General features: G+C 40.1%; 10 protein-coding genes and 2 tRNA genes. 9 read left to right on the forward strand and 3 right to left on the reverse strand.

Annotated features, from left to right (window positions below; translation table 11 throughout):
- The first annotated feature begins 56 nt into the window (after nt 1-56).
- From RG963_RS07980 to RG963_RS08000, 5 genes are all read left to right on the forward strand, one after another.
- On the forward strand, nt 57-455 hold the full coding sequence (locus RG963_RS07980; RefSeq protein WP_310575738.1) for a DUF3467 domain-containing protein: 399 nt from the start codon (nt 57-59) through the stop codon (nt 453-455).
- Between the two features lie 339 nt (nt 456-794).
- The gene (locus RG963_RS07985; RefSeq protein ID WP_048107204.1) at nt 795-1,019 is read left to right on the forward strand and encodes an LSM domain-containing protein; all 225 of its coding nucleotides are present in this window, start codon (nt 795-797) and stop codon (nt 1,017-1,019) included.
- A gap of 32 nt (nt 1,020-1,051) precedes the next feature.
- Nucleotides 1,052-1,456, forward strand: coding sequence for a helix-turn-helix transcriptional regulator (locus tag RG963_RS07990; protein WP_310575739.1), 405 nt, complete (start codon nt 1,052-1,054; stop codon nt 1,454-1,456).
- Nucleotides 1,457-1,587: 131 nt separating this feature from the next.
- Nucleotides 1,588-1,665 (forward strand) — tRNA-Glu (locus tag RG963_RS07995).
- A gap of 369 nt (nt 1,666-2,034) precedes the next feature.
- A tRNA-Glu gene (locus tag RG963_RS08000) sits at nt 2,035-2,112 on the forward strand.
- Nucleotides 2,113-2,200: 88 nt separating this feature from the next.
- On the opposite strand, the gene RG963_RS08005 is transcribed toward RG963_RS08000, so the two are convergent.
- Nucleotides 2,201-3,112, reverse strand: a complete 912-nt coding sequence (locus RG963_RS08005) for a hypothetical protein (protein ID WP_310575740.1) — start codon at nt 3,110-3,112, stop codon at nt 2,201-2,203.
- The gene (locus tag RG963_RS08010; RefSeq protein WP_310575741.1) at nt 3,096-3,242 is read right to left on the reverse strand and encodes a hypothetical protein; all 147 of its coding nucleotides are present in this window, start codon (nt 3,240-3,242) and stop codon (nt 3,096-3,098) included. The genes RG963_RS08005 and RG963_RS08010 overlap by 17 nt, the downstream gene beginning before the upstream one ends.
- A 153-nt stretch (nt 3,243-3,395) precedes the next feature.
- Between RG963_RS08010 and RG963_RS08015 the strand changes: the two genes are divergently transcribed.
- The 4 genes from RG963_RS08015 to RG963_RS08030 all read left to right on the forward strand — a co-directional run bounded on the left by RG963_RS08015 (nt 3,396) and on the right by RG963_RS08030 (nt 10,069).
- Complete coding sequence (locus tag RG963_RS08015) at nt 3,396-3,917, forward strand: tryptophan transporter (protein WP_310575742.1); 522 nt, start codon at nt 3,396-3,398, stop codon at nt 3,915-3,917.
- The gene (locus RG963_RS08020) at nt 3,914-5,419 is read left to right on the forward strand and encodes an ABC transporter ATP-binding protein (protein ID WP_310575743.1); all 1,506 of its coding nucleotides are present in this window, start codon (nt 3,914-3,916) and stop codon (nt 5,417-5,419) included. Before RG963_RS08015 ends, RG963_RS08020 begins: the two co-directional genes overlap by 4 nt.
- The gene (locus tag RG963_RS08025; protein WP_310575744.1) at nt 5,416-6,210 is read left to right on the forward strand and encodes an energy-coupling factor transporter transmembrane component T family protein; all 795 of its coding nucleotides are present in this window, start codon (nt 5,416-5,418) and stop codon (nt 6,208-6,210) included. The genes RG963_RS08020 and RG963_RS08025 overlap by 4 nt, the downstream gene beginning before the upstream one ends.
- Nucleotides 6,211-7,147: 937 nt before the next feature.
- Nucleotides 7,148-10,069 (forward strand): PAS domain S-box protein, encoded by a 2,922-nt coding sequence (locus RG963_RS08030; protein WP_310575745.1) that lies wholly within the window; start codon nt 7,148-7,150, stop codon nt 10,067-10,069.
- Between the two features lie 1,026 nt (nt 10,070-11,095).
- Here the strand turns inward: RG963_RS08030 and RG963_RS08035 are convergent.
- Complete coding sequence (locus RG963_RS08035; protein ID WP_310575746.1) at nt 11,096-12,010, reverse strand: prenyltransferase/squalene oxidase repeat-containing protein; 915 nt, start codon at nt 12,008-12,010, stop codon at nt 11,096-11,098.
- Nucleotides 12,011-13,076: the final 1,066 nt, after the last annotated feature.

Consider the following 13,076-nt stretch of genomic DNA (forward strand, 5'->3'; position numbering starts at 1 on the left):
GAGATTAGAACTTGCTCTCAGGAATATTCTTGAGAGCAAAGTATAGAGGTAATTTTATGACCGAGGATGTTGAATCCAGGGAAAAGATAGAAAGCTCAGCTTCCAAAAAAAATAAAAAAAGCATTACTATTGAATTCGTGAAACCTGAAAACTTCCGGCAGATATACGCTATCGGAGCCGCAGGCGGGCACAGCCCCTACGATTTCAGGATCGGTTTTTACAATGATACTCCTAAGATGTTTGGGGATGCTTCCGAGGCAAGAGTTATCGAAAGGAGCGTTGAAACCGAAGTGATACTCTCTCCGGTTGCTGCTCTTGAGCTTAACCGCTGGCTGACCCAGCACATAAATGAATACGAATCCGTTTTCGGACCCATTGCAAGAGCAATCCCGAGGCCGAGAAAAGAAATTGCAAAAACTATTGATGAAAGTACGGATATTCAGGGTTATATCTGACCCGCATAAAACAATTTCCAATTCCTGCGAAATCAAAAAGCTTGAACCGTGTTTTTTGGAAGGAGCTGTTCGAATTCAGAGGTCTTTTAAGAACTCTGGAGATCGATGGTTATATATCTCTGTAAAGGGTATGTAATTTTCAGTTTTCTTAAAAGCCGGTGGAGTGAAGATACAGAATAATTTCTCAGTTGCTAGCAGGAAGCGGCTGATACAAACAGAAAGCGGACCGTAGGTGTGGATACGGCTCTAATGTAGCTCGCCCCGCATCGGCTTGGGACGTAAGAAACAGGAATCCGGGAGTACGGGGAAAATACAGAATAAATCAGCGAGGGTTTAAATTTGTTCCCAAATAAAAAAGTTCAGAAAATCGTTGGATCTAGGATCCAGGTAGAAATGAAAGGCGACCTTAATCTGCTTGAAGGCACTCTTAAAAGTGTGGATGACTACATGAATCTTCATCTTGTGGATACCATGGAGATTGTAAAAGGAGAAAAAGTCCGCTCCCTTGGTTCTGTGGTGCTTCGGGGCAATAACATCATATTGATTACTCCTGTCGAAGAATGAACATTCGTAAATAATTTCATTAGTGTGAAAGCATGGATCTTGAAGAAGAAGCCTACAATATAATACGAAGACATAAAGAAGGCGTTTTTCAGAATGTCATCTGGAAAGAGCTGGATATCGACAGCAGGAAATGCTCCAGAATTATTAAAAAGCTTCTGGATAAAGACCTTATTATACGTGAGGTTGGTGTCTCAAACGGAGCAAGAACATACCTCCTGAAAGCAAAAGAAGAGGTTAAGGAAAAATATGACCTCCTTCTTGCAGGAGAAATGTTTTCGGCCTGCACAGGCTGCACCGGCGACTGTCAGCCCGAATACTGCGGGAGACTCAGCGAATGGATTGGAAACCTCACGGCAGAAGAAGCCCGGAAATCGGAAGAAACCGACGAAATCACAGAAGACATTGAAGATGAGGAAGAAACTACAGAGGAAATCTAAAAAAACAGATTTCTAAAGTAATGCAAAAGCGAGTATATCCCTGGAAGGTTCGGCAATCGATAGTTATATATAACAGAACCCCTTATTGAAGAATCCCTTCAATAGGGGAAATACGTCCAAATATGCAAAAAGCTCCGGTAGTGTAGTCCGGTCAATCATTCCGGCCTTTCGAGCCGAAGACTCGGGTTCAAATCCCGGCCGGAGCACCAGGATCTTTTTTCTGAAATGAATTTCAAATGGTTTTTTATTCTCCGGAAGTTCATGATTTTCTTATGACGTCCCTCCGCAAAGCCGGTGCTTTAAGCTGCAAGGACTGAGTTGAACACGAACCCTTGACTTATGGCCTGTCTGTCTGGATTTCCTTATTTTGAGCCCGGTTATTTGGAAAAAAATTTAGACATCTTAGGACAGGTTTTTCCGGCGAGTTGCGTCATTCCTTTAAAAAAGAACATATAATAATTTCAAAAGTTATTACATAAAGCTTTATCTGAGTAACAGATTGCACCAGAAGGACTTGCAAAGGGAAAGCTATATATATCACTAACATCTATTGAAGGTCTCGCTGTGAGATGCGATGTGCTCCGGTAGTGTAGTCCGGCCAATCATTCCGGCCTTTCGAGCCGAAGACTCGGGTTCGAATCCCGGCCGGAGCACCATATAATTTTTTTCAATACGTTCTTTTCTCAAAATGTTGAAAATTTATTTTCGAAGCTTTTCCCCTTCTTTGCTGAATTTCTTAAGTACTCAGCCCTTTTTCAGAATAAGGGAATGAAATTTCTTTATTTCCTGAATTTTTTCCAGATTCTGTTCTTCATCAAGCATTCCGGCAGTATTCAGGGATTCAAGCGCAGCCTTTGCTTCAAGGCTAGCAGCTTTCAAATCCTGATCCAGGGTAAGAACCCGCATTGTTTCCAGAGACCATGCGATCTGGACGAGTATATTTTTCAGGTCATGCGGAGAAACCGCTGCCCCAATGTTTTCAAGTGCCTGGATTACTGCTTTTGCATAGGATTCGTTCTTTTCCCTTACAGCGGCATTACCCAGATCTTCAAGAATGACTGCAGCCTCCAGAGTGCTGGTTTCGATCACCTGTTCGGCTGAAGAAACTCCTATCTGTCCAAGAAAGCTAATAGCAGCAGGTCCGGTTTCAGAAAGATTTTTTTCCATAGACTTCAGGGCTATGCGCATAAGATAAATCTCAGAAAGGCTTATCAGGGTTTCCATTTTCATTCTTGAAAAAATCTTTCCGCAATTTCCAAGCGATTCAACTGCACCTTTTGCTGCCGTATCCAAACCCTTTCCTGCAAACTCCAGGGAAAGGGTTCCGACAATGGACAGAGCTTTTATGGCAAGTGGCTCCCGCTTCTTACTAGCAGCTTCAAGAGTTATGTTACCCAGAGAGTGACTTGAAGCGTCACATGCTGGTTCCATTTTCATTTCAGCAGCTACTCTGCCTATATCCCCCATCGATATCATGAGTGCCTTTATATCCAGCTCGTTTTCTGCGGTGACGCTCATGTGGATCAACTGCAATGTGAAATCCCTGAGTTTGTCAATAGCATCTACTGTCCCTTTCAAATCCCCCTCATACGCTTTTTTGAATCCCTCTTCAATAGTCCTTACTTCATCAAGCTCATGTTCATTCACCGACGACATAACCAGACCCCGCAATAATCCTTGTTAATCCTATGTCCTTACCCCAGATCAGTTTTCCCATCAAAAGCCGTTTTCGGCCCACCTTCAGCTCTTCAATCGTTCTGGACATCCGGGAAAAAATATGCAACATGAAGTGCTAAAGCATAAGGTATATATAATAATGTACATTATTAGGCCATATTGTACTATATTGTAGAATTCAATTGTTGAGTTTATAAGCACAGTGAGTTTATATTTACAGAAAAAATTTCCGGAAAAAAACGCTTATAGGAAGTGGGTTTTAATGAAATCTCAGGATATTGCTGTCGTTGGAATTTTACTTGCAGTCGGTGCAATAGTGCGCTACTTATCCCTGGCAATCCCGGGCCCGATCGTTTCAAATCTTGTAATAGCCTTTTACTGTCTTGCCATTATCCTTGTAATACCCACATTCACTGAAGTCATAGGGATCGGGATTGTAGCAGGCGTATTATGTGCCCTTCTAAGTCATTCGATATTTCCGCCTGCAAATCTTATCAGCGAACCCGTGGGTGCAGTCGCCTGCCTGTTAACCTACAAAGCCCTTAGAAAGCTTTCAATCTCTCCTGCTCTTTCAACCCTTATCGGAACCCTGGCAAGCGGGACAACCTTCGTAATCGTTGCAATGCTTCTGATTGCCCCTACAATCCTGTCCAAGTTCGCCACCATGGGAGCTTTTGCAGCTGCCGTTATCGAGATCGTAGTATTAACTGCAATCGTCAACGCCAGTATTGTCCTGATACTTTACCTTCCTGCCTCAAGAGTGCTCTCACGGGGGAAAGCATGATTGAACTCAGAGACTTTTCTTATACATACGGCACAGCTGAAAACTCTACTCTGAAAAATGTCAGCCTCGAGATCCGCGAAGGGGAACTGCTTCTGGTCACCGGGCACAGTGCAGCTGGAAAAACCACGCTTGCCCTTGCAATGGCAGGCATCCTTCACCACGAAATCGGGGGCCGGATCGAGGGAGAAATTATTTTCAAAAACAGGAATATCAGGGATTTTGACGGCATGAAGGAATTGAGCCGGCATATAGGGATGGTCTTTGATGATGCTGAATCCCAGCTTATCTTTACAAGTGTCGAAGAAGAAATCCGTTCCGGACTCGAAAACCGCGGCCATTCCGAAGACGAGCTCATGCGCAGGCTGGAAGAGGTAATGGAATTCTGTGAAATCAGCCGCCTGAAAAAACGGGCTCCTCATACCCTTTCTGGTGGGCAGAAGCAGAAAGTTGCCCTTGCAGCAACCCTTGCCCTCGATACCGAAATCCTTATCCTTGACGAGGCCACAGCCGAACTGGATACAAAAGCCATAAAGAGAATCTTTTCGATTCTAAAACGGCTGAAAGAGGCTGGAAAGACTATAGTAATTATCGACCACAATATAGAGGATTTCTTGGAAATCGGAGATAGAGTCGTGCTTCTTGAGAAGGGGAAAATAAAAGCTATAAAAAGCCCGGCAGATTTTGCAGTATCTTCTCCTGCTCCTGTGAGTCCCGAACCTGCAGAAAAAGTCCCGAACATGAATTCTGATAAAGAACTTCAGGCCCGAATCCAAAAAAGCCAGCCGGTAATTTCCGTAAGGAAACTTACACAACGTTACGGAGAAGTCCTGGCACTCGACGGCATAGACTTAGAGATTTACCCCGGCCAGCTCGTTTCAATTCTGGGAGAAAATGGTTCCGGCAAAACAACGCTCGTAAAACATTTTAACGGTCTTCTGCGTCCTTATTCCGGAGATGTGGTCATAAAAGGGCTTGAGACTTCAAAAGTTCCTATAAACGAGCTTGTCAAACATACAGGTCTCGTCTTCCAGAACCCGGACAACATGCTCTTTGAAGATACCGTAGAGGCCGAAATTGCATTCGGATTAAACAATATTGGCATATATGGGCCTGAAGCAGCCAAAGCAATCACCCATTCTCTTGAGCTTGTAAATCTGAGCGAAAAAAAGAAAGTTTTTCCCCGTCACCTGAGCAGGGGAGAAAGGCAAAGGCTGGCTGTTGCCTGCGTAATTGCCATGAAGCCCGAACTGATCGTACTCGATGAACCTACAACAGGCCTGGACGCAGAAGAGTCGGAAAGGATGATGCAGCTCATGCAAAAACTCCAGCACGAAGGGCACACAATAATCATGATAACTCACAATATGCAGCTTGTAAAAGACCATGCTGAGAGGGTTATTCGCATGGAGGCCGGAAAAATAATCGAAGACACGGCTGACAGAGCAGAATGCGCAGGTAGAGAATATATCAGCAGAGAACATATCGGAGGCACTTGTGCATGAAAGAGATTATGCAATACATCAACAGGGATAGCTTTTTACACAGCATGAACCCACTCTCCAAAATCGTTGCCGTCGCAGGAATTATAGTTCTGAGCGTTTTTACGACAAACTCCACAGTCCTGGCCCTGCTGGTTCTGGGAATTTTTCTTGCGTCCCTCAAAGCCGGGCTCCATCACGAACTTCTCAGACAGCTTAAGCTTCTTGTTTTTCTGAGTGTAAGCCTGATCTTGCTAACTCTCTTTACCTTGAAAAGCGGAGACACTATCGGCTACCTTATCCCACCCGGAACCTTAACGGCCGGCGGGATTGTCCCTATCACGACCGGAGCTCTGGATTTCGGAGTGGTTCTTTCCCTTCGCTTCTTTGCAATGCTTTTTGCCTTCCAGCTTCTCGTGGTCACTACAAGGCCCAGTGATCTTATGAAGGCTCTCCTGAAAATCCATATCCCTGTAGACTATGTGCTCATGTTCGTAATCGCCCTTCGTTTTATCCCTAGCCTGCAGATCGAAGGTCAGCGCATCCACGAGGCCCAGCTTGCACGAGGTTACAATCCTGGAAAAGGCCTCCGTGGGAAAGTGAGGAGTGTAAAGCCTCTTCTTGTGCCCCTTGTAGCAAATTCTCTGGGAAGAACCCAGGTGCTTGGCCTGACAATGGATCTGAGAGGTTACAGGAGCAGGCAAAATGTGGAAAAGAACAGGCTTGCCTTGAATAATAAAGTAGGAGTAACAAGTTTAATACATAAAATATTTTATGGAGTTAAAGCTTTTCTGGGAGTTAAAAAAAGGGAGTGATTTTAAGGAAGAGAAGTTAACTTAGACTTAAACTTGCATGTTTTATACAGTTTATAGCGTTGTTATTTAAGCGGATGCTCGCAGTCAACAGCATCATAAAATATATTTATACTTACAAAAAATTAAAGATTTTAGATACAGATTATTATTCTGATTTTTTAAATAATATAAAATATTATTATCGTGGCTATATTTTCTGCAAATTTCCGTGATCAATGCGATCCACTTGTCGAGCTAATAAGTCAGGTTTTTCCTTTCTGTAATTAAAGGCTACAGTATGTTCCGAATAACATCAGTTTCGGATATACCCTTGTCACGGGCAATAGCAGCAATCTTCGGATGCACTTGCTTATTAAATAAACTACCTACGCGTCTTGCAACTTATTACATAAATTTATATTTGCGCACATTGTATGAATATATGGGATTCCAATGTGTCTTATTTAGGACTTACGCACTTGAGAGCAAAATAAAGCACGAGAAGGTCTGTCATAAATATCATGATTTAAACGTTTAAGTCTCATGCTACTATTTACTCAGTTCAACTGCATAAGTAATATTATTTATAAGATTGAATTTTCCTAATCTGTTTACAAACCAAATTGATGCTACCGTAACCAATAACTTCTGTGCATGAACAATTTCTGGCTGAACAAAATATTATTATGAAACAATTTTATAAATATATGTATACTAAATTGACAATTGATAAAAAGATAGAATTTAGGTCGTGTCCGTGAGTTATTGATCAATTGCGAAAAAGCAAGCACATCTTCCGTATTTGAGGAAAATGTAGAGAGCTTATTGTGCTTACGATTTTCAATAACTTACGCCCATTACCAGAATTTGGTCAGAGAAATAGAGAGTAGATAATTTGACCTGTCCTGCTTAACGTCGTAAATATAGTGAATCTTTTTCTGGTCGAAGAAGGTGTTTAATGGAAGAAAAGCTGAGGAAATCTGGTGTTGATATTGTTGGTAATATACCCTGGGGGACGCACTTCTGCCAACTTTATCAGACAAAAGAAGATTTACTAGATATTCTTATTCCTTATTTTAAAACAGGCCTGGAGAATAATGAATTTTGTATCTGGATTACATCATCTCCTCTGGAAGTGAAAGAGGCAAAAGAAGTCTTAAGAAAGGCTTTTCCTGATGTTGATGTTTACCTGGAGAAAGGACAAATCGAAATCATCTCCTATACGTGCTTGCAAGTAATCGGGACTATTTGCGATTCGGGAAGGGTCAAAGAGGACTGGATCGAAAAACTCAATTATGCCCTGAAAAGTGGCTATAAAGGCTTGAGGTTGAGTGGAAATACTTCCTGGGTTGAAAAAAAGAATTGGGGTTACTTTGTCGATTATATGAGAAAAATGGATGATATTCTCGGTAAATACCGAATGATAGCTCTAGGTTCATACTTTATTGACAAGTACAGTGCAGCCGAGATTGTTGAAGTAGTCTCTAACCATCAATTTTCTTTGATTAAAAAGGAAGGAAAATGGGAGAAAATAGATAATTTCGGAAGGAAGAAAGCTGAAGAAGTCGCGTATCAGGCTGCAAAAGACTGGGAACAAACTTTTGATGCAGTGCCAGATCTGATAACCATAATTGACAATGAATGTCGGATTGTTCGGGCAAACAGGGCTATAGCAGCAAGATTGGAGATGACACCCGAAGAATGTGTAGGATTGACATGCTATCATGTTATGCACGGGACTGAAGAACCGCCCTCTTTTTGTCCACATAAACAATTGCTTAAGGATGGAATCGAACGCATCATAGAAGTTCACGAAAAGCTTCTGGGTGGTGATTTCTTATTAAGCGTTTCACCACTATATGATCTGGATGGAAAAGTAACTGGGTGTGTGTATGTTGCTCGTGACATCACAGAGCGAAAGCAGGCGGAAGAAGCTCTGCGTCAGAGCGAAGAACGTGAGAGAGCTCGTTCGAATGAACTGGCAGTAGTGTTGGATGCTGTACCTGCTGCCGTGTGGATAACGCACGATCCCCAGGCACTTAAGATAACTGGCAACCGGCTCTCCTATGAATGGCTCCGACTTCCAGAGGGCGCAAACGCGTCCAAATCCGCTCCGGAAGGGGAAAGACCCGAGACATTTAGAATGTTCAGGGACGGGACGGAGCTCCAACCTGAGGGTATGCCTGTGCAGATATCAGCTGCAGGTAAAGAAATAAGCAACTACGAGTTCGATATCGTCTATCTTGACGGCATGGAGCGACACATATTGGGTAATGCCAGACCCTTGCTTGAAGAACAAGGTAACTCGATCGGGTCAGTTTCTGCGTTCATAGATATCACCGAACGCAAAAAAGCAGAAGAAGCTCTAAAAAAAGCACATGAAAGTTTAGAAGAACAAATTAAAGCACGTACGGCTAAGCTTGAAGAAGCTTATAAGGCATTAATGGAAAATGAAAGAAGACTCTCTGAAGCTCAAAGAATGGCTCATATCGGAAATTGGGATTGGAACCTGGTAACTGATGAAACATACTGGTCTGAGGAAATGTATCTTATTTTTGGGCTTGAACCTCATGAATTCGATGGAGCATATGATAAAGTTTTGAATTATATTCATCCTGATGATCGAGATTATGTGGATAATGCCGTTAAAAAAGCTTTAAATGGAGAGTCTTATGGCATTGATTATAGAATTATCTCAGTTAATGGTGAAGAGCGCGTAGTGCATGCACAGGGTGAAGTTTGTCTTGATGAAAAAAATATTCCCATTAAAATGAGAGGAACCGTTCAGGATATTACCGAGCGTAAGAAGACTGAAGAAGAAATTCGGAGCTTAGCAAATATTGTGGGATCATCAAACGATGCTATTATGACTGGATCTCTTGACGGCATTATTACAAGCTGGAATAAAGGGGCAGAGCACATTTATGGTTATTCGGCTGAAGAAATTCTGGGACAAAACATATCGATACTCGAACCGGAGAATCTTAAAGGGGAAATAAAACAGTTAAATGAAAAGATTAGACGGGGAGAAACGGTTAAGAACTACGAAACTTCGCGATTAAATAAGGACGGTATACGAATAAATGTTTCAGTAACGCTTTCCCCGGTTTTTGATGCGTCTGGAAAGTTAGTTACTATCTCAGTTGTTGCCAGAGATATTACTGAGCGAATCAAAGCGGAGAAATCCCTGATAAAAACTGGAGCCGCCAGAAAAAAAGAAATCCATCATAGGATCAAGAACAACTTGCAGGTAATTTCTTCCCTGCTGGATCTACAGGCTGAAAAGTTCGAGGATGAAAAGGTTAGAGAGGCTTTTAGAGAAAGTCAGAATAGGGTTATATCTATGGCTCTAATCCATGAAGAACTCTATGAAGGGGAAGAGACTGATGAACTAAACTTTTCTGAATACATTAAAAAGTTAGCTGAAAACCTTTTCCAGACTTACAGACTTAGTCGCAAAAATATCCACCTGGGCATGGATCTGGAAGATAATCTTTTCTTTGATGTGGATATTGCTGTTCCTTTAGGAATAATTGTCAATGAACTTGTTTCCAATTCCCTCAAACATGCATTTCCCGACAGAGATCAAGGAGAAATCCGCATTAAACTCCATAGAGAAGAAAATGGAGAATACAAAACCGCTGACTGTAAGAAAACCAGTTTTACACTGAATGTTTCAGACAACGGCGTGGGCATTCCTGAAAAGCTTGATATTGAAAATCTTAATAGTCTTGGGCTTCAGCTAGTAACTTCCCTTGTAGACCAGTTAGATGGGGAACTTAAAGTGAAAAGGAGCAATAGAACAGAGTTTACCATGAGATTCACAGTAACAGAAAAAAATGAGGCATCAGAGCCGGCCCTACAACAATTAATTGAGTAAAGTCCAGGACTGGATTTTCAGCCTGGTTTGGTATATACTCTAAAAATAGAAAGACTGGCATTCCCAATGCAGACTCTTTATGCATAAATCATGATCGAATCAAGTCTTGCAGTACCTACCTTTGTCCAGTAATTACAAATGATACAGTACTGGGTCTCGCTGTCTGAGCTTACTTTCAGTTTAGCATGGCATTTTGGACATATTTTTAGACTTTTCGTAAATAAACCCCCCTTAATACTAAATAAATTCTATATAACCTGTGCGGTTGAACTGAGAAATCAATAGCATTAAACCTTTAACTGTTTAAAACATAAGTTTAAACTATAACTTCTGTTATATTTGATTTTGCACATCATGTGTGTAAGTCATATCCTTTATTGTATCCCCAATACAGCTGTTCTGTATTAATGCTCCATCAAACACATTCATCAGAACATGAAATTTACCCTCAGACTGTTCTTTCACAATGCGCTCATATTTTACCATTAGATCTTTTGGGTCTCTTCCAGTTCAAATTATAGTAATATATAATTACTTTAAATTAATTGTACAAAAAATTGTTTTGTGTCAAAACTTGCCTTTAGATTAAAAATTTCACAGCCGACATCGAACCCTAGATGAGATTCGTTATTAACCACAAATGTCATAAAAACAAGGTTAAAAATCACATATTCCGAAAATCTCATATGCCAAATATATTGGCCGTAGTGAAATAGATAACAGCGATTGGAGTAACTATCTAATCTGACAAAGTCAAGATAGATAGAAGAAAGATAAAGAGACTTTTTAATATCTTCCGGGATCGCCAATATTTACCTTTTATTTCACTTGCAGTTTCCTGCAATCGATCACAAATTTATAAACAATAAATAATAATAATAATAATAATAATAATAATAATAATTATAATAAATTGACATTGTCAGAATAAACTAGTGTCGCGTCAATCCTCAAAGATTTAACGATTCTGAATAGTTGCAATTGATTTTATACGACATTTTGCTGTTGACTCAACACTGGGCAATATTAGATAGTTCTATGCAAGTACTTCTTTAGTGCTTCTAGTGCTAAAGCTGTTGTTAATGCCTTAGAGCCGTAGAACATCTTAAATCCCGAGTAAAATACACATAGATTCCATGATCCATCTGTATTTTGCTTATCTATCAAGTAGTTAGTACCTGTTTCGACAGCATCTCCAGCAAAATCAAAGTTGTGTAGTATATTTAATGCAAATGCGCTTTCAAGGTCATTTCCAAATGACCCATCGATACTTTGCCTGCTTAATATCTCGCCAATAATTGTAACCTTATTATTTCCCAGACTTGTAATGCCATTTTCAAAAGCTCTTGAGACAATATAATAGAATGATAGTTTGTCAGGGTACCATCTGGAAAAAGCCAAGTTTTCTCGAATAACCTTATTTATATGGGAGCAAATATGTGGATCATTTTCGCCTAAGTATAGTAGTACGTTAGCATTGACAACACAATCCACTTCATTTTCAAATGGTGGTTCAATCCAGGTTAGATACTGATTGGTTCCATTGAGATTATTCCGAATTAGATCATTATTGTCGTCGAAGGGTACTCCATAAAGTTTTAGAATGTAAGAAATGGCTGAGATGTCGTCAAGGTCAGGCGGAAGTTTCAAATCCCGGTGATATGGATTTTTTTTCGTATGAGTTCTCCAGATCCCGCCGTTTTCCTGTTCACCGAGTAAGAAACAGAGAGCCTTTTCCGTCATCTTGTTAAGCTTTGAGTGCCTCAAACCTTTGATGGAATAAAGGACAAAAGAGGTAACGAGTGGAGAATTATACAAATATCCTCCGTTCATCTGCTGTGTGGATGCAGCCGTAGTAGGAAACTCCCCACTATCCAATTGGTTTTCTACCAGGAAATCAATTCCATGCTCAATAGCTTTATTAATTCTTTTTTTGTACATGTTTTCCCTCTAGGGTAGGTCGCTTGATGTTGGTTTTTGTTAATGTGAAGATATGCTGACCAATAATTGCGCCAGATAGAGTGGCAATATCTGTGGCCGAAATTGAGGTAGGCTAAACATGTATTTTATTTTGGCTCCACTTGTTAGGGGCTTTGCTCATCATTATTGCGCCAATAATGGCGTAATTGATTTCCTTCCTTCACTAATAATTCGAAATTGCCTCTTTGTCCAAAATTGCTTTGAATCATAGGGTTATCGAAATCGTTCTTTACCTCATCTGTTGCCCAGGTGCTAGGGATGATCATTTTAAAATCTCATTTTTTAATCTTCTTAAGATATTTTTCCTTTACTTGTCGTCTATCTAATGCAAAGACTCACACTCGACTATAAAAATAAATTGCAAAGTTAATTTTTGACTATCGAATGAATCCATTCAATTCAGTAAAATCCTGCATTAAAGACAATTCGAACTATCTCACTAATATTTTGGAGATTGCCAAATAGTCAGGCGACTTATAAATACATTTCTTCAAGAAGTCAGTTAATATTAGCTACCCTAGTATAAAAACAATTTGTAAAAAATCTTTAATTGTTTGAAAATAAATAACTTTTTAGTGTACAAAATATAGAACTGGTGCCTTATTTATTTTGAAATCTGCTCACCAGTTAATCTTTATCAATTGCATAGCTTAAATAATCGTAATTAGTAACTATTCAGCCTACCCAAGATCATTGATATTGATTTTGACATCACAGATAAGTGTAATTACTAACCAATTAAAAAATAAAAAACGCAATCAATAGCCAATAATTAATGGAAACTAATTCAGAGAAATTTGCCTCTTTAATCTTATGGAAGATGGCTATTGAGGTTATTTTTCCCAGGCTGAGTAGTTACGCTTAAATTTATGCGCGAAGTAGATGGCCTTGAGCGTGTACATATTTTTAGGGAGACCGTAGAAAAGAAGGAGTTTTAAGGCTTATTTATCTAATGTACTAAAATGTACAAAATTTTACCTATTTAAAATTTACGTATAAGCAGGCATTACAAAAGAAACAGTACTTT

This window comes from Methanosarcina baikalica (genome assembly GCF_031461075.1).
Taxonomy (GTDB): Archaea; Halobacteriota; Methanosarcinia; order Methanosarcinales; family Methanosarcinaceae; genus Methanosarcina; species Methanosarcina baikalica.